Source organism: Citrobacter sp. UYEF32 (genome assembly GCF_040546205.1).
Taxonomy (GTDB): domain Bacteria; phylum Pseudomonadota; class Gammaproteobacteria; order Enterobacterales; family Enterobacteriaceae; genus Phytobacter; species Phytobacter diazotrophicus.
Window position 1 is genome coordinate 1 of the sequence record NZ_JBEPNI010000014.1, and the last position, 19,172, is coordinate 19,172.

The window sequence follows — 19,172 nt, forward strand, 5'->3', positions numbered from 1 at the left end:
AGCTAATCCCATCTGGGCACATCCGATGGCAAGAGGCCCGAAGGTCCCCCTCTTTGGTCTTGCGACATTATGCGGTATTAGCTACCGTTTCCAGTAGTTATCCCCCTCCATCGGGCAGTTTCCCAGACATTACTCACCCGTCCGCCACTCGTCACCCGAGGAGCAAGCTCCTCTGTGCTACCGTTCGACTTGCATGTGTTAGGCCTGCCGCCAGCGTTCAATCTGAGCCATGATCAAACTCTTCAATTTAAAAGTTTGATGCTCGTAGAATTAAACTTCGTAATGAATTACGTGTTCACTCTATGAGACTTGGTATTCATTTAGTGTCCGAAGACATTAAGAATCCATGTCACTTTGAGTGCCCACACAGATTGTCTGATAAATTGTTAAAGAGCAGTGCAACGCGGCTTTCGCTCACCGTTGCGAGGTGGCGTATATTACGCTTTCCTCTTTCAGAGTCAAGCGTTTATTTTCGCTTTTCTCTGCGGAATTCTCACCGGCATTCGCCTGAGAACCCCGCTGACCCGGCGGCTTGTTTGCCGTTGTTCCGTGTCAGTGGAGGCGCATTATAGGGAGTTCTTAGGAAGTGACAAGTATAAAATTCAAAAAAAATATCGTTTGCTCACTTTCCAGGCAAAGCAGATATTGAGAGGCAATTCTTGCCTGGTTTTTAAACAAAAACGAGCCCCTGGAGGCTCGTTTTTGCTGTTTTGTGACTTACTGCACTGCCACAATCCGATCATCTTTCACAACTAATTGAATTGTTTTGCCCGGTAAAAGTTCGCCAGACAAAATTTGCTGCGCCAGCGGGTTTTCAATCTGCTGCTGAATTGCACGTTTCAAAGGCCGTGCACCATACACCGGATCAAAACCATTCTCGCTCAGCAGTTTCAAAGCTTCATCGGAAAGGTTGACTTCATACCCACGCTCTTCCAGGCGTTTGTACAAACGCTGCAACTGGATTTGAGCAATAGAAGCAATGTGTTTTTCACCAAGCGGATGAAATACAACCACTTCATCTATACGGTTGATGAATTCCGGACGGAAGCTATGGCTGACCACACCTAACACCAGCTCTTTCATATGGCCGTAATCCAGTTCGCCAAACCGCTCCTGAATTAAATCCGACCCAAGGTTAGAGGTCATGATGACCAGCGTGTTACGGAAGTCTACCGTTCTCCCCTGCCCATCGGTCAGGCGGCCATCATCCAATACCTGCAATAGGATGTTAAATACATCCGGATGCGCTTTCTCGATCTCATCAAGCAAGATGACGGAATAAGGACGGCGGCGGACCGCCTCGGTGAGATACCCCCCCTCTTCATACCCGACATATCCCGGAGGAGCACCGACGAGACGCGATACCGAGTGTTTCTCCATAAACTCAGACATATCGATACGCACCATGGCGTCATCACTATCAAACATAAAGTTAGCCAGCGATTTGCACAGTTCGGTTTTCCCTACCCCGGTCGGCCCAAGGAATAAGAAGGAACCAATCGGCCGATTCGGATCGGACAGCCCGGCGCGGCTACGGCGGATGGCATTCGATACAGCTTCAACAGCTTCGTCCTGGCCAATCACACGCTGATGCAGCTCTTGCTCCATACGCAGCAGTTTGTCGCGTTCGCCTTCCATCATTCTGGAAACCGGAATACCGGTCCAGCGCGCCAACACTTCGGCAATTTCTGCATCCGTCACTTTATTACGTAACAGACGCATCGTTTTACCTTCAGACTGAGTGGCCGCTTCCAGTTGTTTTTCCAGTTCCGGGATCTTGCCGTACTGCAGCTCAGACATCCGCGCCAGGTCACCAACACGACGCGCTTGCTCAATAGCAATTTTTGCCTGCTCAAGTTCGGCCTTTATCGACTGAGTACCGGAAAGCGAGGCTTTCTCAGCCTTCCACTCTTCTTCTAATGTGGAATACTGCCGTTCTTTATCTGAAAGCTCGTCGTTGAGCATCTCCAGACGTTTTTTACTGGCATCATCCGATTCTTTCAGCAACGCCTGCTGTTCAAGTTTAAGCTGGATAATACGGCGATCGAGTCTGTCCAGTTCTTCCGGCTTAGAGTCGATCTGCATACGAATGCTGGACGCTGCTTCGTCGATCAGGTCAATCGCTTTATCCGGCAACTGGCGATCAGCAATATAGCGGTGCGACAAAGTTGCAGCCGCTACGATAGCCGGGTCAGTGATCTGCACGTGATGATGCAGCTCGTAGCGTTCTTTCAGGCCACGCAGGATCGCGATCGTGTCTTCAACAGAAGGCTCAGCAACAAACACTTTCTGGAAGCGACGTTCCAGTGCCGCGTCTTTTTCGATGTACTGGCGATACTCATCAAGCGTCGTGGCCCCCACGCAGTGAAGCTCACCACGTGCCAGCGCCGGTTTCAGCATGTTCCCGGCGTCCATAGCACCGTCTGCTTTCCCCGCTCCCACCATAGTGTGCAACTCGTCGATAAAGAGAATAACGTTACCTTCCTGTTTGGAGAGGTCGTTAAGCACACCTTTTAAGCGCTCTTCAAATTCACCACGGTATTTCGCCCCGGCCACCAGCGACCCCATGTCCAGTGCCAGTACCCGACGGCCTTTTAAACCTTCCGGGACTTCACCGTTAACAATACGCTGTGCCAGCCCTTCAACAATGGCGGTTTTACCGACACCAGGTTCACCAATAAGAACAGGGTTGTTTTTGGTACGACGCTGCAGTACCTGGATGGTACGGCGAATTTCTTCATCACGCCCGATAACCGGATCGAGCTTGCCTTGTTCAGCCCGCTCAGTCAGATCGACCGTGTATTTTTTCAAGGCCTGACGTTGGTCTTCGGCCCCTTGATCGTTCACGTTGTCACCTCCACGCATTTGATCAATTGCCTGAGTCACATTTGCCGTCGTCGCACCGGCTGATTTCAGCAGGTCGGCAAGCGAGCCGCGTGATTCAAGCGCCGCCAGAATAAAAAGCTCTGACGAAATAAAGTTGTCCCCTCTTTTCTGCGCCAGCTTGTCGCAGAGATTCAGTACTCGCATGAGGTCTTGCGAAGGCTGCACATCGCCGCCGGTGCCCTCCACCTGCGGCAAACGGCTTAACGCCTGCTCAATAGCCGTACGCAATTGCCCGGCGTTCACGCCAGCAGAGGTTAATAAAGGACGTACCGATCCCCCTTCCTGATTCAGCAAGGCGCTCATTAAATGAAGAGGTTCGATGAATTGGTTGTCGTGCCCCAGTGCAAGCGACTGGGCATCGGCAAGAGCAAGCTGGAATTTATTGGTAAGACGATCCAGACGCATAACTCCCCCCATAACAGGTCAAAATTGCTACTGGAGATTAAATGAGGTCATCCCTCAATTATTCAAGGTGAATGACCTGAATTATGCGAAAAGAAAGTTACACGTGCCGGATCGTCTTGATTCGATAGGTTATATCAGCCAAATGAAACTTGCCATACGGCCTGTGTTTTTGTCCCGACGATATGAGAAAAAATCATCCTTTTGGCTGAAAGTGCAACGATCGCCGCCGAAGACTTGCGTCACGCCGACGCTTGCCAGGCGCTGACGCGCAAGGGTGTAGATATCCGCGTAATATTTTTCCCCTGCCGGGCGAAACGCACTGTCTGCAATAGACTGTACTGCCATAAAAGCATTGCGCACTTCCGGGCCGACTTCGAAAGCATCGGGCCCAATAGCCGGTCCCAGCCAGGCAAAAATATTTTCGGGTTTATCAGCGAAGCAGTTCACGGTCTCTTCCAGTACACCCGCACAAAGCCCACGCCATCCCGCGTGAGCCGCTGCCACTTCTGTACCCGCGCGATTGCAAAAAAGTACGGGCAGACAGTCCGCGGTCATTACGGCACAAACTGTCCCTGGCGAATTGCTGTACGAGGCATCGGCACGCTTGCTGGCATATGGTTCACCGGTAAGTTTAAGGACATCCTTACCGTGCACCTGTTCAAGCCACACCGGTTTTGACGGAAGATTTCCCGCCATAAACGCTCGCTTACGGTTCTCTTCAACATGTGTCAGGTCATCACCGCAGTGCGCCCCCAGGTTGAGCGAATCGTAAGGTGGCAGGCTCACGCCGCCGATACGTGTAGAGCTACATGCCGCTACGCCTGAGGGAAGCGGCCATTCAGGGACAATCAGTTTGGTCATAACCAGGCCACATCATCCTTATGGGTTTCGAAGTCGGCACGCATGGCGTCAATCAGGTCAATCATGTCCTGCGGGATTGGCGCATGCCATTCCATCTCAATGCCAGTGATTGGATGGTACAGGCGAAGCATCGTTGCATGCAGCGCTTGTCTATCGAACTTACGCAGCGCGGCAATAAATTCATCCGACGCACCTTTTGGCGGACGCGGGCGACCACCGTAGAGCTGGTCACCGACCAACGGATGCGTGATGTGCGCCATATGAACGCGGATCTGGTGGGTACGCCCCGTTTCCAGACGCAAACGCAGGCGCGTGTGAATACGGAAATGTTCCATGATGCGATAGTGCGTCACCGCAGGTTTACCCATCGGGTGTACAGACATATGCGTACGTTTGGTCGGGTGGCGACTAATAGGCTCTTCAACCGTACCGCCTGATGTCATATGACCAATCGCCACTGCTTCATATTCACGAGTTATCTCACGCAGTTGCAAAGATTCCACCAGGCGCGTCTGTGCCGGGACTGTTTTTGCCACCACCATCAGACCGGTCGTGTCTTTGTCCAGACGGTGAACAATCCCGGCGCGCGGAACATCCGCGATAGGGGGATAATAATGCAATAACGCATTGAGCACTGTCCCGTCGGGGTTGCCGGCGCCCGGGTGAACCACTAAATCACGCGGTTTGTTAATAACAATAATGTCGTCATCTTCATAGACAATATTAAGCGGGATATCCTGCGGTTCGAAACGCGCCTCTTCTTCTATCTCAGCGTTGATAGCAACGCTTTCTCCACCCAACACTTTTTCTTTGGGTTTGTCACACATTTTACCGTTGACCAGTACTTTCTGGTCGAGAATCCATTCTTTTATACGCGAACGCGAATAATCCGGGAACAATTCGGCCAAAGCCTGATCTAAGCGTTGACCGAGTTGATTTTCGGTAACCGTTGCGGTGAGTTGTACTCGTTGTGCCATATACAGCTTCTTCGTTAACGTTGGGTTTTACGGCTTTGCCGTTTAATATAGTGTGCTATTGTAGCTGGTCTTAGTCGGGAGCAGGAAAGACAATCTCCCGCATACACATTCTGAGGAAAGTCTAATCGTCATGACGCGCATGAAATATCTGGTGGCAGCCGCCACGTTGAGCCTGGCTTTGGCGGGTTGCTCCGGTTCAAAGGAAGTGGTGCCTGATAATCCGCCAAATGAAATCTACGCGACTGCCCAGCAAAAACTGCAAGACGGTAACTGGAAGGCAGCCATAACGCAACTGGAAGCGTTGGATAACCGTTATCCGTTTGGACCTTACTCGCAGCAGGTGCAGCTGGATCTGATCTACGCTTATTACAAAAATGCCGATCTTCCGCTGGCTCAGGCCGCAATCGACCGTTTCATACGTCTGAACCCAACCCATCCTAACATTGATTATGTCATGTATATGCGTGGTCTGACTAATATGGCGTTAGATGACAGCGCTCTGCAGGGTTTCTTTGGCGTTGATCGCAGCGATCGCGATCCGCAACATGCGCGTGAAGCATTTAAAGATTTCTCTAAATTGGTTCGTGGCTACCCGCGTAGTCAATACGTTACCGATGCAACCAAACGTCTGGTTTTCCTGAAAGACCGCCTCGCGAAATATGAGTACTCTGTGGCGGAGTACTACACCAAACGCGGCGCATGGGTCGCAGTGGTGAATCGTGTTGAAGGTATGATGCGTGACTTCCCGGATACCAAAGCAACGCGCGATGCGCTGCCGTTGATGGAAAATGCCTACCGTGAAATGCAGATGACCGCTCAGGCCGATAAAGTGGCAAAAATTATTGCTAGCAATGGTTCCAGTAGTTGAGTCATTCCAAAACGCAAAACGGCAGCCACGAGCTGCCGTTTTTTATGCCTGCAAGGCAGAGCTGAAGCGGTTTAGCTTCAAGTCATCCTATCAACTATGACGGGTATTCCGGCCTTCGACAAGTAATATTTGCCCTCTTCCTGTCCTGCCTCACAAAACGTCTCCCTTGACAAAAAGTGACAAAATAATGTGATTTAAATCACACATTTTGACATTGGTCGAGGTATGCTGGAATCACCAAGACGGAAAGACAAGAGGTAAAATTTATGACAGTGAACATTACCAGCAAACAAATGGAAATCACCCCAGCAATTCGCCAACATGTCGCAGACCGTCTCGCCAAACTGGAAAAATGGCAAACACATCTTATTAATCCACATATCATCCTGTCGAAAGAACCGCAGGGCTTCATTGCAGATGCCACTATTAATACGCCAAACGGACATCTGGTCGCCAGCGCAAAACATGAAGATATGTATACCGCTATTAACGATTTGATCAACAAGCTGGAACGGCAGCTCAATAAAGTGCAGCACAAGGGTGAAGCGCGTCGCGCCACTACCTCGGTGAAAGACGCGGACTTCGTTGAAGAAGAATAACCTCACAGCATTGAGTTAATCAGCAACGCGCCTTCGGGCGCGTTTTTTATTGACAGAGAGAAAACAGTACAGGTACTTTAGTCTGACACTCAAAAGGAAATTTTCATGAAACATGTTCCGTTCTTCTTCGCATTCTTTTTTACCTTCCCATGACCGGGAGGCGATTCGTTTTGTGATAAAGAATGCGAAGACGAACAACAAGGCCTCCCACTCCGGGAGGCCTTTTTTATTGATAACAATTAAGGCAACAACATGACAGCGGATAACCCTTTACTGGATTTACGTGTAAAAATAAGCGCCCTGGATGAGCAGTTACTTTCCCTGTTGGCCGAGCGGCGTCAACTGGCGGTTGAGGTGGGTAAAGCAAAACTGGCTTCTCACCGCCCTGTTCGGGATATTGATCGTGAACGTGACCTGCTGGAACGTCTAATTCAATTAGGTAAAACGCATCACCTCGACGCCCATTACATCACTCGCCTGTTCCAGCTTATTATCGAAGATTCCGTTCTTACCCAGCAGGCGCTGCTCCAGCAGCATCTCAACAAAATTAACCCACACTCTGCCCGTATCGCTTTCCTCGGCCCGAAAGGTTCGTACTCTCATCTGGCTGCGCGCCAGTATGCTGCCCGCCATTTCGAGCAATTTATTGAGAGTGGCTGTCTGAAATTTCACGATATTTTTAATCAGGTTGAAACAGGTCAGGCTGATTACGCGGTCGTGCCACTGGAAAACACCAGTTCCGGGGCCATCAATGACGTTTACGATTTGCTACAACACACCAGCCTGTCGATTGTGGGTGAGCTGACCGTGCCAATTGACCACTGCGTCCTGGTATCCGGTTCCACCGACCTGGATAAAATCCAGACCGTTTACAGCCATCCGCAGCCTTTCCAACAATGTAGCCAGTTTTTGAATCGCTACCCGCACTGGAAAATTGAATATTGCGAAAGTACCTCCTCCGCCATGGAACGTGTGGCACAGGAAAACTCTCCGCATGTGGCCGCACTGGGTAATGAAGCCGGCGGGGCGTTGTATGGATTACAAGTACTGGAACGCAATCTGGCAAACCAAACGCAGAATATCACTCGCTTTGTAGTACTTGCCCGCAAAGCGATTGATGTCTCCGATCAGGTCCCGGCCAAAACCACATTGCTGATTGCAACGGGTCAACAGGCCGGTGCGCTGGTTGAAGCATTACTGGTGCTGCGTAATCACAACCTGATCATGACCAAACTGGAATCGCGCCCGATCCACGGCAACCCGTGGGAAGAGATGTTCTACCTGGATATTCAGGCGAACTTACACGCGTTGGATGTGCAAAAAGCCCTGCGTGAGCTGACATCCATTACCCGCTCGCTTAAGGTGCTCGGCTGTTATCCCAGTGAAAACGTCGTACCTGTCGATCCGGCTTAACATTCTATAAACGGTGATTTCTTCATTCCTGCCACCTCAACCGGCAGGGTGAAGATCGCCCCCGAAAGAGGATAATCCGCTATCTCCTGCTCATCCATATTCTCCCGCGTGGTCGTAATAAACAGCGTTTTCATATCGGTTCCGCCAAAGCAGACCATTGTCGGGCAACGTACCGGCAGGCGATACTCTGCCAGTTGCTCTCCCTGCGGTGAAAACCGTGCAATACGCCAGCCATCGAACATTGCGCTCCAGTAGCAGCCTTCAACATCCATTGCCGCACCGTCCGGGATACCTTCACCGACTTGAAATCGCCGGAAGACTTCGCGCACACCAGCCTCCCCCTGCTCATCCAGCGGCGTTCGATAGATAACCCCGTTTGGTGTATCAGACGTAAACATCCACTGCTTGTCGTGGCTGAACGCCAGACCATTATGGCCTTGAATATCGCATTGTATCACCCTGGGTTTAAGGTCATTATCAATACGCATCAGAAGCGCACCGTTGTAATCGCCCGGCCCCCAGAATGTCCCTGCATAGAAACGGCCAAGGTGATCGGTGCCACCGTCGTTAAAACGCGCCAGTTGCGGGTTTGACGGGTTATCACACACTTTTTGTACCAGCAACCCTCGCTTATCGGCGAGCCAGATAGCGTTGCGCATCGCGACAATAAAACCGCCCTTCTCTCTCAATGCGAAGCAGCCAACCTCCTCGGGAAAACAAAGCACCGAATGCTCACCGGTAGCAGGATGATAACGATGGAGTTCGCCTTCAAGAATATCGGCCCACCAGAGCGCCTGCTCCTCTTCACTCCATGTCGGGCATTCCGGGAGGTGCCCGGTGTAATCAAACAGCAGTTGCGGTTCAGCCATATCTGTCCCTTAAAAAGAAAAAAGCCAGCGGTATACCACTGGCTTTTCAGTATAAACGGCTTTTTATTTATTGGCGGCTGTCATTCGCCTGACGCAGCAAGACGCGGCTTTCATTCTGGAAACGTTTAGCATAATCGCCAAACCAGTGTTCTACCTTACGGAAGCTGTCAATAAACGCCTGCTTGTCACCGTGCTCCAGCAGGCTAATCGCCTCGCCGAAACGCTGGTAGTAGCGCTTTATAAGTGCCAGGTTATTTTCCGAAGACATAATAATGTCGGCATAGAGTTGTGGATCCTGCGCGAACAAGCGGCCAACCATCGCCAGTTCAAGGCGATAAATAGGCGACGAGAGTGCCAGTAACTGCTCAAGCTGTACATTCTCTTCAGCCAGATGCAGCCCGTATGCAAAAGTGGCAAAGTGGCGTAACGCCTGGATAAACGCCATATTCTGGTCATGTTCTACGGCGCTGATCCGATGTAAGCGCGCACCCCATACCTGAATTTGCTCCAGGAACCACTGGTAAGCATCCGGGTTTCGACCATCGCACCACACGACAACCTGTTTCGCCAGGCTTCCGCTGTCAGGGCCAAACATCGGATGCAGACCGACGACAGGTCCTTTATGTGCTTCCAGCATCGCCTGCAATGGCCCGCTTTTTACTGACGCCAGGTCGACAAGGATACAGTCGTCCGGTAACGGCGGTAACTGTGCGATCACCTTTTCAGTGATATGAATAGGAACACTCACAATGACCATGCCCGCATCAGCGACAATTGCCTGCGCCTGTGCCCAATCATCTTTTTCCAGAATACGCACCTGGTAGCCAGAAAGCGTCAGCATTTTGGCAAACAACTGCCCCATTTGCCCGTTGCCGCCGACAAGTACGACCGGTCGTAGCGAAGGACAGAGGGTTTTGAACCCCTTGTCGTTTTCACTGGAATAGGATTCACGCATAACGCGACGCAGAACATCCTCAATCAAATCCGGTGACACCCCCAGGGCTTCAGCTTCCTGACGACGGGACGCCAGCATCGAGGCCTCGCGTTCCGGAACATAGATCGGCAGGCCGTATTGGCTTTTTACTTCACCGACTTCGGCAACCAGCGACATACGGCGAGCCAGTAGTTCCAACAACGCTTTATCGACTTCATCTATTTGATCGCGTAACGCGGTCAGCTCTGCAACCATAACACCCTCTTAAGCCAGACGTGCCGCAAGGCTACTGCGCAAGTCATTGCCGATTTCACGCAGCAACACCTCAGTGGTTTCCCAGCTAATGCAAGCATCGGTGACGGAAACACCGTATTTCATTTCACTACGCGGCTGCTCGGATGATTGATTGCCTTCGTGGATATTACTTTCAATCATCAAGCCAATAATTGAACGGTTTCCGTCTTTGATCTGCGCAACAACCGATTCAGCCACTGCTGGCTGGCGGCGGTAATCTTTATTCGAATTGCCATGGCTGCAATCTACCATCAGTGCTGGCTTGAGTCCCGCCTGCTCCATCTCTTTTTCACACTGAGCAACATCCGCAGGGCTGTAGTTTGGCGCTTTACCACCGCGCAAGATCACGTGACCATCAGGGTTGCCTTGCGTTTGCAACAGACAGACCTGGCCGGCCTGGTTAATACCGACGAAACGGTGCGGCATTGCTGCAGCGCGCATCGCGTTAATCGCTGTTGCCAGGCTACCGTCGGTACCGTTTTTGAAGCCCACTGGCATTGATAAACCGGAAGCCATTTCACGGTGGGTTTGTGATTCCGTGGTGCGTGCACCAATGGCGGACCAGCTAAACAGATCGCCCAGGTACTGCGGGCTATTCGGGTCGAGCGCTTCGGTTGCCAGCGGCAGCCCCATGTTGACCAGTTCCACCAATAACTGGCGAGCAATTTTCAGCCCGGCCTCAACATCAAACGAGCCATCCATATGGGGATCGTTAATCAACCCTTTCCAGCCGACGGTGGTACGGGGTTTTTCAAAATAGACGCGCATCACCAGATAGAGGCTATCGCTGACCTCTGCGGCAAGTGCTTTAAATCGACGAGCATATTCAAGTGCGGTTTCTGGATCATGAATTGAGCAGGGGCCGCAAACGACCAACAAACGCGGATCTTCTCCGGCGATGATGTTGGAAATCGTCTGGCGGGACTGCGCGATCTGCGCTTCCTGAGCAATACTCAGCGGGAAAGCGGCTTTCAGTTGATCCGGAGTAATCAGAACTTGTTCGTCGGTAATGTGTACGTTATTCAGCGCGTCTTTTTGCATGATTGGTGATCCTGTATGACTCGTTTGCGATAGTTATTCCTCAGTGAGGAGGTGACACGATATCACAATCAGTAAAGAATTCAATCCAAAATTCGTACATTTATCTTTACATATCCAATTTCTAGCCTCATCCCATGGCGGCAACGTGTAAACAATTTAATACACGCTATTTTCAGGAGTCTGCAAGAGCGCATATGAAGGCTTGCGCAAAAGTACCATGCAGGGCAAGCCATAAGCATTCATCGTATGGACGTTACACAGGTGTTCGACGACGAAGCCATTGCCTGAATTGGGGGAGCAAGAACATGATGCTGGGGCTTTGAATAAGCATTACCACTCCGGGTCATACGGGTAAATGCAATTCCATTGTCCCTTTTTAAACCATAAAAAAAGGGCCAGCCCACAGGCCAGCCCTTTCTAACAGGATGTCGCGAAAGCGAATCTTAGTTAAGACGCTCTTTGATACGAGCAGACTTACCAGTGCGCTCACGCAGGTAGTACAGTTTAGCTTTACGTACAGCACCACGACGTTTAACAGCAATGCTGTCAACTACCGGAGAGTGAGTCTGGAAGACACGCTCAACGCCTTCGCCGTTGGAAATTTTACGAACAGTGAATGCAGAGTGCAGACCGCGGTTACGAATAGCGATAACCACGCCCTCGAATGCCTGCAGACGTTTTTTGGAACCTTCAACAACCCATACTTTCACTTCCACGGTATCACCCGGACGGAAGGAAGGTACGTCCTGCTTCATCTGTTCTTGTTCAATTTGCTTAATAATGTTGCTCATAATTTAATCTCTTATCCTGGGTAAACTGATATTGGGGGCTTACGCTGTCCCATCATGTTTATGTTGCTGTTATGCGTGTTCTTTTTTGAACTCCGCCAGCAACCTTGCTTGCTCTTCAGTCAGAGCCAGGTTTTCCAGAAGTTCAGGTCTTCTAAGCCAGGTGCGGCCCAACGACTGTTTCAAACGCCAGCGACGTATCTCGGCATGATTTCCCGACAGTAACACTGGCGGTACTTCCATCCCTTCTAACAGCTCAGGTCGAGTATAGTGTGGGCAGTCCAGTAATCCATCAGCAAAGGAATCCTCCGTTGCCGAAGCTTCATGTCCCAGAACACCCGGAATAAACCGGGAGACCGAATCAATCAGCGTCATGGCTGGTAACTCACCACCGCTGAGAACGTAATCGCCGATAGACCATTCTTCGTCAATCTCGGTTTGGATTACGCGCTCATCTATCCCTTCGTAGCGCCCGCACACCAGAATCAGTTTCTGATTCGTTGCCAGTTCGCTGACGCCCGCTTGATCAAGCTTACGCCCCTGAGGTGACAGATAAATCACTTTTGCGCCTTCACCGGCCGCATCTTTTGCTGCATGAATGGCATCCCGCAAAGGTTGCACCATCATTAGCATCCCCGGTCCGCCGCCGTAAGGACGATCGTCCACGGTACGGTGCCGGTCATGAGCAAAGTCACGTGGACTCCAGCTCTGGATGCTCAGCAGGCCATTTTTAACTGCCCGGCCAGTTACCCCGTAGTCGGTAATCGCGCGGAACATTTCAGGAAACAGGCTAATTATGCCAATCCACATAGCGCCGTCTTTTACCGTATATCCGGAGGTTTAAAAACCAGGATCCCAATCTACTTCAATGGTTTGAGTAGTGAGATCGACTTTCTTGATAACCTGCCCATCGAGGAACGGAACCAACCGCTCCTTGATACCAAATGCATCTTTCAGGTTTGCCTTGATGACGAGAACGTCATTTGACCCGGTTTCCATCATATCGATGACTTTACCGAGGCTATAACCTTCGGTGGTCACTACCTGGCAGCCCATCAGGTCTTTCCAGTAGTAGTCACCCTCTTCCAGTTCCGGCAACTGCGATGAATCTACGACAATTTCGCAATTGGTCAGCAGATTCGCGGCATCTCTGTCATCAACACCTTTCAGTTTGATGACAATGTCCTGATTGTGGTAGCGCCAGCTTTCCAGCTCAATGCTCTGCCACTGACCCGCCCGTTCAATAAACCAGGGCTGATAGTCAAAAATGCTTTCGGCGTCTTCGGTGGAAGAAAACACTCTGAGCCAACCACGGATACCGTAGGAAGATCCCAGTTTACCCAGAACGATAGGATTAACAGGGCTCTGCGCGGCGTGTTGCTTGCTCATCATGACCACCGTGACAGATTAAGCTGCTTTGTTTACTTCTTTGATCAGCGTAGCTACGCGATCAGAAACGGTAGCGCCCTGGCCAACCCAGTGAGCGATACGATCCAGATCCAGGCGGGTGCCTTCTTCTTTCTCAGACGCGATCGGGTTGAAGAAGCCAACGCGCTCAATGAAGCGACCGTTGCGTGCATTACGGCTGTCGGTGACAACAACCTGGTAGAACGGACGCTTTTTAGCGCCGTGACGTGCTAAACGAATAGTTACCATAACATCCTCTTGTGTGAATAAAACAACCGGGCCCCATCGAGGAACGGAGCCCGGTGTCATATTAAAAGCCCGAAAATTTTACTGATTTCTGGGGAAATTGCAATCAACAGTTTAGAAACTGTGATATCGAGGCCGTCGGCGTTGCAGTCAGTTTGGTGCCGGCGTGCGCGCAGCCACCGGAGCGTACACGCAGTACGTAAGGATGGCGAGCACACCCCGGCACCAAAATGGCCAATAAGCCAGGCCGATTTAGTCTTAGCGGCCAGGGAACCCAGGCGGCATCATCCCCTTCATACTTCTCATCATCTTCGCCATACCGCCCTTCTTCATTTTCTTCATCATGCGCTGCATGTCGTCGAACTGTTTCAGAAGGCGGTTAACATCCTGCACCTGCATCCCGCAGCCTGCAGCAATACGGCGCTTACGAGAGCCTTTGATGATTTCAGGATTCGCACGCTCTTTAAAGGTCATTGAGTTGATGATCGCTTCCATACGCACCAGGACTTTGTCATCCATTTGCGCTTTCACGTTGTCCGGAATCTGCCCCATGCCCGGCAACTTGCCCATCAGGCTCGCCATACCGCCCATGTTTTTCATCTGACGCAGCTGTTCCAGGAAGTCGGTCAGATCGAAACCGTCACCTTTTTTCAGTTTGGACGCCAGTTTCTCAGCCTGAGCGCGGTCGACCTTGCTTTCGATATCTTCAATCAGCGACAGGACGTCACCCATGCCAAGGATACGCGAAGCAATACGGTCCGGATGGAACGGCTCCAGTGCTTCGGTCTTCTCGCCGACACCGAGGAACTTAATCGGTTTGCCAGTGATATTGCGAATGGAGAGCGCCGCACCGCCACGGGCGTCACCGTCCACTTTGGTCAATACAACACCCGTCAGCGGTAGCGCTTCGTTAAACGCTTTCGCGGTATTCGCCGCATCCTGACCGGTCATCGCATCAACAACAAACAGGGTTTCTACCGGGTTAATCGCGGCATGAACCTGTTTGATTTCATCCATCATCGCTTCGTCAACGTGCAGACGACCGGCGGTATCCACCAGCAGCACGTCGTAGAACTTAAGCTTCGCTTCTTTCAGCGCTGCATTAACGATATCCACCGGCTTTTGCGCGACATCAGAGGGGAAGAAGTCGACTTCCACCTGTTGCGCAAGGGTTTCCAGTTGTTTGATCGCCGCCGGGCGATAAACGTCCGCGGAAACTACCATTACCTTCTTCTTGTGTTTTTCACGCAAGAACTTACCCAGTTTACCTACGCTGGTAGTTTTACCAGCCCCCTGCAAACCCGCCATCAATACAACGGCTGGCGGCTGAGCGGCCAGGTTAAGGCTCTGGTTCTCTTCGCCCATCGCCGCAACCAGTTCGTTGCGCACGATTTTGACGAACTCCTGACCCGGGGTCAGGCTCTTATTCACTTCATGACCAACCGCTTTTTCTTTTACGCGGTTGATGAAATCACGCACGACCGGCAAGGCGACGTCCGCTTCCAGCAGCGCCATACGCACTTCGCGTAGCGTGTCTTTAATGTTGTCTTCAGTGAGGCGTCCACGACCACTGATATTGCGCAGGGTGCGCGACAAACGATCGGTTAAATTATCAAACATTGTCTCTCGCCTGAGGTAAAACGATGGGCCGCCAGGGCGACGCATAACAGAAATTTGCGTCAGTATAACATGAAGACATTCGTGATGTATGTGATGCAACGGTTGGAGCCAGAGTCACGTAACGTTATACTGCTTCTCTTTCTTCTCAGGTCAACTGTCGACGTCACTATGCCCGTGTTCGCCTTAATTTCTCTTGCCGCTTATTCCATCAGCCTCGCACTGATCGTTCCCGGTTTGCTGCAGAAAAACAGCGGCTGGCGCCGCATGGCGATTTTATCAGCGGTTGTCGCGCTGATGTTTCACGGCTTCGCGCTTAAAGAGCGGATTTTTCCGGACGATGGTGGGCAAAACCTAAGCTTATTAAACGTCGGTTCGCTGGTCAGTTTGATGATCTGTACGGTCATGACCATTGTGGCGTCGAAAAATCGTGGCTGGCTGCTGTTGCCCATCGTTTATACCTTTGCGCTGATCAACCTCGCCTTCGCTATTTTTGTGCCGAACGAGTACATCACGCATCTCGAAACCACGCCTGGTATGATGGTTCATATTGGGCTTTCACTCTTCTCCTATGCCACGCTGATTATCGCGGCGATGTATGCGCTGCAACTGGCGTGGATTGACTACCAACTGAAGAATAAACGACTGGCATTCAGCAGTGAAATGCCGCCGTTAATGAGTATTGAGCGCAAAATGTTTCATATCACGCAGATTGGCGTGGTTCTGCTGACTTTAACGCTCTGTACAGGTCTCTTCTTCCTCAAGAACCTGTTCAGCATGGAGAATATCGACAAAGCTGTCCTGTCGATCATCGCCTGGTTCGTCTATATCGTCTTGCTGTGGGGCCATTACCATAAAGGATGGCGCGGGCGCCGTGTCGTGTGGTTTAACGTCGCAGGCGCGGGCATTTTAACGCTGGCCTATTTTGGTAGCCGCGTTCTGCAGCATTTCCTAAGTTAATAAGGAGTTCCCCCTGGAACACATTTCCACCACGACGCTGATCGTCACCCTGATCATCATGGTGGTGATTTCGGCGTACTTCTCCGGTTCTGAAACCGGTATGATGACCGTTAACCGTTATCGCCTGCGTCATCTGGCAAAGCAGGGCCATCGAAGCGCTAAGCGCGTCGAAAAACTGCTGCGTAAACCTGACCGACTTATCAGCCTGGTATTGATTGGCAATAACCTCGTCAACATCCTCGCCTCTGCGCTGGGGACTATTGTTGGTATGCGTTTATACGGTAACGCTGGCGTGGCAATTGCAACCGGTGTGCTGACCTTTGTCGTGCTGGTATTTGCCGAAGTCCTGCCAAAAACCATCGCCGCTCTTTATCCCGAAAAAGTCGCTTTTCCCAGTAGCGTTCTGTTAGTACCGCTGCAAATCATTATGATGCCGTTGGTCTGGCTGCTTAATGGTGTGACGCGGATTCTGATGAGGATGGTGGGAATCAAAGCTGATGTCGTTATCAGCGGGGCCCTCAGTAAGGAGGAGTTACGTACCATCGTGAACGAATCCCGCTCCCAGATCTCCCGACGCAACCAGGACATGCTGTTGTCGATACTGGATCTGGAAAAAGTAAGCGTCAATGACATCATGGTGCCGCGTAGCGAAATTGTCGGTATCGATATCAACGACGACTGGAAGTCGATCGTGCGCCAGCTTACCCATTCGCCGCATGGTCGCATCGTGCTCTATCGGGATTCGCTTGACGATACCATCAGCATGCTTCGCGTGCGCGAAGCCTACCGCCTGATGACGGAGAAAAAAGAGTTCACCAAAGAGGTCATGCTGCGCGCCGCTGATGAGATTTATTATGTGCCGGAAGGTACGCCGCTCAGCATTCAACTGGTGAAATTCCAACGCAATAAAAAGAAAGTCGGCCTGGTTGTGGACGAATACGGCGATATTCAGGGGCTGATTACGGTTGAAGATATTCTTGAAGAGATTGTTGGGGACTTTACGACATCGATGTCGCCGTCACTGGCCGAAGAAGTAACACCGCAGAATGACGGGTCTGTGATCATTGATGGCAGCGCCAACGTACGTGAGTTGAATAAAGCATTTAACTGGCAGTTACCGGAAGCAGAGGCCCGGACAATTAACGGAATGTTACTTGAAGCCCTGGAAGAGATCCCGGCCGCTGGCACCCGTGTGCGCATTGAACACTATGATATCGATATTCTCGATGTGCAGGACAATATGATTAAGCAGGTGCGGGTTATTCCGGTCAAATCCCTTCGCGACAGCGTGGCGGAATAATACTTATAACCCTCTCCCGGTAAGGAGAGGGTTAACATGAGGGGAAAATTAACCCTTCGCTTTTGCCACCGTCACCATCGCGGCACGAATCGTACGGCCATTGAGGGTAAAGCCTTTTTGCATCACGCCCAGCACGTTGCCCGGCGCCACCTCTTCTGACTCCACCATCGCGATAGCCTGATGCACATTCGGATCCAGCGGAACGTTGGTATCGGCCACGACTTCCACGCCGAATTTTTTCACCACATCCAGCATAGATTTCAACGTCAGTTCAATACCTTCGACCATGGAGGACATGTCGGCATTGTTCTTGTCCGCAACTTCCAGTGCGCGATCCAGGCTATCAATTACCGGCAGCAGTTCGTTGATAAATTTTTCCAGCGCAAATTTATGCGCCTTCTCAACGTCCAGCTCGGTACGACGACGCAGGTTTTCCATTTCTGCTTTCACACGCAGAATACCGTCACGCTCACGGTTCTGCGCTTCAATCAGTTGCGCTTCGAGGTTGGCAATCTTCTCATCGCGCGGATCCACCTGCTCAGCAGAAGCGTCTGGTTCAACCGCCTCAATATCTTCGTGCTGATCCATGATAATTTCTTCCGGGGCTTGCCCGTCAGGCGTTTTCTGTTCTTTACTACTCATGAATTTCTCCGCGTTTTTTCGCATTCATCTCGCTAACTTCGCTTATTATGGGGATCAGTTTCCGGGTTTCAAGGGAACGCGACAGATTGTCATCATTCATTTGGCACAAGGACCACCAGAAAATGGCTCATCATTTCAAGTGTATTGGTATTGTCGGTCATCCACGTCACCCCACCGCGCTGACCACACATGAAATGCTCTATCGCTGGCTGTGCACAAAAGGGTATGACGTCATTGTCGAGCAGCAGATTGCACAAGAGTTACAGCTTAAAAACGTGCGTACCGGTACGCTGGCCGAAATTGGTCAGCAGGCGGATCTCGCGGTTGTCGTCGGCGGTGACGGTAATATGCTTGGCGCCGCACGCACGCTGGCGCGCTACGATATTAAAGTCATTGGCATCAACCGTGGCAATCTGGGCTTTCTGACAGACCTTGACCCCGATAACGCACAGCAGCAGTTGGCTGACGTTCTGGAAGGTTATTATATTGCGGAAAAGCGTTTTTTGCTGGAAGTACAAGTCTGCCAGCAGGACTGCCAGAAGCGCATCAGCACTGCCATCAATGAAGTCGTTCTCCATCCGGGCAAAGTTGCCCATATGATTGAGTTCGAAGTTTATATTGATGAGGTATTTGCCTTCTCCCAACGTTCAGACGGCCTGATCATCTCCACGCCGACAGGTTCCACGGCCTACTCGCTTTCAGCGGGCGGCCCAATCCTGACCCCTTCACTGGATGCCATCACTCTGGTACCCATGTTTCCGCATACGCTCTCAGCACGCCCGCTGGTCATTAACAGCAGCAGCACCATTCGCCTGCGTTTCTCACACCGTCGCAGCGATCTGGAAGTAAGTTGCGACAGCCAAATCGCGCTGCCTATTCAGGAAGGCGAAGATGTATTGATTCGACGCTGCGACTACCATCTCAATCTGATACACCCTAAAGACTACAGTTATTTCAATACATTAAGCTCGAAACTCGGCTGGTCAAAAAAATTGTTCTGAAAACATGCCCCAGGGCTTTACTGTATATAAAACCAGTTTATACTGTATTTAAACACAGTTATGG

19 protein-coding genes, 1 rRNA gene and 1 other annotated feature are annotated in these 19,172 nt (G+C 51.1%); of the genes, 7 read left to right on the top strand and 13 right to left on the bottom strand.

Translation table 11 applies throughout. The features are described 5' to 3' along the window. The 4 genes from ABIB59_RS25515 to rluD all read right to left on the bottom strand — a co-directional run. Window positions 1–249: ribosomal RNA gene (locus tag ABIB59_RS25515) — 16S ribosomal RNA — on the bottom strand; the annotation flags it as partial. A gap of 468 nt (window positions 250–717) precedes the next feature. Continuing rightward, entirely contained in the window at window positions 718–3,291 is a 2,574-nt protein-coding gene (gene clpB, locus ABIB59_RS25520) for an ATP-dependent chaperone ClpB (protein ID WP_354037501.1), read from the bottom strand. 129 nt (window positions 3,292–3,420) lie between these two features. Beyond that, window positions 3,421–4,152: a purine nucleoside phosphorylase YfiH gene (gene yfiH / locus ABIB59_RS25525; protein ID WP_354037503.1), complete on the bottom strand. Its 732-nt coding sequence runs from the start codon at window positions 4,150–4,152 to the stop codon at window positions 3,421–3,423. Then, a complete protein-coding gene (gene rluD, locus ABIB59_RS25530; RefSeq protein ID WP_039077551.1) occupies window positions 4,149–5,129 on the bottom strand; it encodes a 23S rRNA pseudouridine(1911/1915/1917) synthase RluD in 981 nt (326 codons plus the stop codon). The genes yfiH and rluD overlap by 4 nt, the downstream gene beginning before the upstream one ends. A gap of 130 nt (window positions 5,130–5,259) precedes the next feature. Between rluD and bamD the strand changes: the two genes are divergently transcribed. The 4 genes from bamD to pheA all read left to right on the top strand — a co-directional run bounded on the left by bamD (window position 5,260) and on the right by pheA (window position 8,009). Then, window positions 5,260–5,997: an outer membrane protein assembly factor BamD gene (gene bamD / locus ABIB59_RS25535; RefSeq protein WP_039077552.1), complete on the top strand. Its 738-nt coding sequence runs from the start codon at window positions 5,260–5,262 to the stop codon at window positions 5,995–5,997. 266 nt (window positions 5,998–6,263) lie between these two features. Further along, on the top strand, window positions 6,264–6,596 hold the full coding sequence (raiA, locus tag ABIB59_RS25540) for a ribosome-associated translation inhibitor RaiA (protein WP_039077553.1): 333 nt from the start codon (window positions 6,264–6,266) through the stop codon (window positions 6,594–6,596). Window positions 6,597–6,700: 104 nt separating this feature from the next. After that, window positions 6,701–6,826: a sequence feature (Phe leader region), on the top strand. Further along, window positions 6,702–6,749: a pheA operon leader peptide PheL gene (gene pheL, locus ABIB59_RS25545; protein WP_103245904.1), complete on the top strand. Its 48-nt coding sequence runs from the start codon at window positions 6,702–6,704 to the stop codon at window positions 6,747–6,749. Its footprint overlaps the feature before it by 48 nt. Window positions 6,827–6,848: 22 nt before the next feature. Continuing rightward, complete coding sequence (pheA, locus tag ABIB59_RS25550) at window positions 6,849–8,009, top strand: bifunctional chorismate mutase/prephenate dehydratase (RefSeq protein ID WP_039077554.1); 1,161 nt, start codon at window positions 6,849–6,851, stop codon at window positions 8,007–8,009. Here pheA and ABIB59_RS25555 read toward each other — a convergent pair. From ABIB59_RS25555 to ffh, 8 genes are all read right to left on the bottom strand, one after another. Beyond that, complete coding sequence (locus ABIB59_RS25555) at window positions 8,006–8,878, bottom strand: SMP-30/gluconolactonase/LRE family protein (protein WP_108700813.1); 873 nt, start codon at window positions 8,876–8,878, stop codon at window positions 8,006–8,008. The two genes, pheA and ABIB59_RS25555, sit on opposite strands and share 4 nt — an antisense overlap. Before the next feature lie 67 nt (window positions 8,879–8,945). Beyond that, window positions 8,946–10,067: a bifunctional chorismate mutase/prephenate dehydrogenase gene (tyrA, locus tag ABIB59_RS25560; RefSeq protein WP_108700812.1), complete on the bottom strand. Its 1,122-nt coding sequence runs from the start codon at window positions 10,065–10,067 to the stop codon at window positions 8,946–8,948. Window positions 10,068–10,076: 9 nt separating this feature from the next. After that, the gene (gene aroF, locus ABIB59_RS25565) at window positions 10,077–11,147 is read right to left on the bottom strand and encodes a 3-deoxy-7-phosphoheptulonate synthase AroF (RefSeq protein WP_039077557.1); all 1,071 of its coding nucleotides are present in this window, start codon (window positions 11,145–11,147) and stop codon (window positions 10,077–10,079) included. Window positions 11,148–11,590: 443 nt separating this feature from the next. After that, window positions 11,591–11,938, bottom strand: a complete 348-nt coding sequence (rplS, locus tag ABIB59_RS25570; protein WP_006178051.1) for a 50S ribosomal protein L19 — start codon at window positions 11,936–11,938, stop codon at window positions 11,591–11,593. A gap of 69 nt (window positions 11,939–12,007) precedes the next feature. Next, on the bottom strand, window positions 12,008–12,745 hold the full coding sequence (gene trmD / locus ABIB59_RS25575) for a tRNA (guanosine(37)-N1)-methyltransferase TrmD (protein ID WP_039077558.1): 738 nt from the start codon (window positions 12,743–12,745) through the stop codon (window positions 12,008–12,010). A 30-nt stretch (window positions 12,746–12,775) separates the two neighbouring features. Beyond that, a complete protein-coding gene (gene rimM / locus ABIB59_RS25580; RefSeq protein ID WP_071194706.1) occupies window positions 12,776–13,324 on the bottom strand; it encodes a ribosome maturation factor RimM in 549 nt (182 codons plus the stop codon). 18 nt (window positions 13,325–13,342) lie between these two features. Further along, complete coding sequence (gene rpsP / locus ABIB59_RS25585; protein ID WP_039077560.1) at window positions 13,343–13,591, bottom strand: 30S ribosomal protein S16; 249 nt, start codon at window positions 13,589–13,591, stop codon at window positions 13,343–13,345. A gap of 255 nt (window positions 13,592–13,846) precedes the next feature. Further along, window positions 13,847–15,208 (bottom strand): signal recognition particle protein, encoded by a 1,362-nt coding sequence (ffh, locus tag ABIB59_RS25590; protein ID WP_039077561.1) that lies wholly within the window; start codon window positions 15,206–15,208, stop codon window positions 13,847–13,849. 168 nt (window positions 15,209–15,376) lie between these two features. Between ffh and ABIB59_RS25595 the strand changes: the two genes are divergently transcribed. Both ABIB59_RS25595 and ABIB59_RS25600 read left to right on the top strand, forming a co-directional pair. Beyond that, a complete protein-coding gene (locus ABIB59_RS25595; protein WP_039077562.1) occupies window positions 15,377–16,165 on the top strand; it encodes a cytochrome C assembly family protein in 789 nt (262 codons plus the stop codon). 13 nt (window positions 16,166–16,178) lie between these two features. Then, window positions 16,179–17,465: an HlyC/CorC family transporter gene (locus tag ABIB59_RS25600; protein WP_039077563.1), complete on the top strand. Its 1,287-nt coding sequence runs from the start codon at window positions 16,179–16,181 to the stop codon at window positions 17,463–17,465. A 48-nt stretch (window positions 17,466–17,513) separates the two neighbouring features. Here the strand turns inward: ABIB59_RS25600 and grpE are convergent, their stop codons facing one another. Beyond that, window positions 17,514–18,107, bottom strand: a complete 594-nt coding sequence (gene grpE, locus ABIB59_RS25605; protein ID WP_039077564.1) for a nucleotide exchange factor GrpE — start codon at window positions 18,105–18,107, stop codon at window positions 17,514–17,516. Window positions 18,108–18,229: 122 nt separating this feature from the next. On the opposite strand from grpE, the gene nadK reads away from it, so the two are divergent. Further along, on the top strand, window positions 18,230–19,108 hold the full coding sequence (nadK, locus tag ABIB59_RS25610) for an NAD(+) kinase (RefSeq protein WP_039077565.1): 879 nt from the start codon (window positions 18,230–18,232) through the stop codon (window positions 19,106–19,108). Window positions 19,109–19,172 lie beyond the last annotated feature (64 nt).

Bases quoted from the DNA above. Each gene is read 5' to 3' on its own strand.
- clpB (WP_354037501.1), bottom strand. From the start codon at position 3,291: ATGCGTCTGGATCGTCTTACCAATAAATTCCAGCTTGCTCTTGCCGAT.
- yfiH (WP_354037503.1), bottom strand. From the start codon at position 4,152: ATGACCAAACTGATTGTCCCTGAATGGCCGCTTCCCTCAGGCGTAGCG.
- rluD (WP_039077551.1), bottom strand. From the start codon at position 5,129: ATGGCACAACGAGTACAACTCACCGCAACGGTTACCGAAAATCAACTC.
- bamD (WP_039077552.1), top strand. From the start codon at position 5,260: ATGACGCGCATGAAATATCTGGTGGCAGCCGCCACGTTGAGCCTGGCT.
- raiA (WP_039077553.1), top strand. From the start codon at position 6,264: ATGACAGTGAACATTACCAGCAAACAAATGGAAATCACCCCAGCAATT.
- pheA (WP_039077554.1), top strand. From the start codon at position 6,849: ATGACAGCGGATAACCCTTTACTGGATTTACGTGTAAAAATAAGCGCC.
- ABIB59_RS25555 (WP_108700813.1), bottom strand. From the start codon at position 8,878: ATGGCTGAACCGCAACTGCTGTTTGATTACACCGGGCACCTCCCGGAA.
- tyrA (WP_108700812.1), bottom strand. From the start codon at position 10,067: ATGGTTGCAGAGCTGACCGCGTTACGCGATCAAATAGATGAAGTCGAT.
- aroF (WP_039077557.1), bottom strand. From the start codon at position 11,147: ATGCAAAAAGACGCGCTGAATAACGTACACATTACCGACGAACAAGTT.
- rplS (WP_006178051.1), bottom strand. From the start codon at position 11,938: ATGAGCAACATTATTAAGCAAATTGAACAAGAACAGATGAAGCAGGAC.
- trmD (WP_039077558.1), bottom strand. From the start codon at position 12,745: ATGTGGATTGGCATAATTAGCCTGTTTCCTGAAATGTTCCGCGCGATT.
- rimM (WP_071194706.1), bottom strand. From the start codon at position 13,324: ATGAGCAAGCAACACGCCGCGCAGAGCCCTGTTAATCCTATCGTTCTG.
- rpsP (WP_039077560.1), bottom strand. From the start codon at position 13,591: ATGGTAACTATTCGTTTAGCACGTCACGGCGCTAAAAAGCGTCCGTTC.
- ffh (WP_039077561.1), bottom strand. From the start codon at position 15,208: ATGTTTGATAATTTAACCGATCGTTTGTCGCGCACCCTGCGCAATATC.
- ABIB59_RS25595 (WP_039077562.1), top strand. From the start codon at position 15,377: ATGCCCGTGTTCGCCTTAATTTCTCTTGCCGCTTATTCCATCAGCCTC.
- grpE (WP_039077564.1), bottom strand. From the start codon at position 18,107: ATGAGTAGTAAAGAACAGAAAACGCCTGACGGGCAAGCCCCGGAAGAA.
- nadK (WP_039077565.1), top strand. From the start codon at position 18,230: ATGGCTCATCATTTCAAGTGTATTGGTATTGTCGGTCATCCACGTCAC.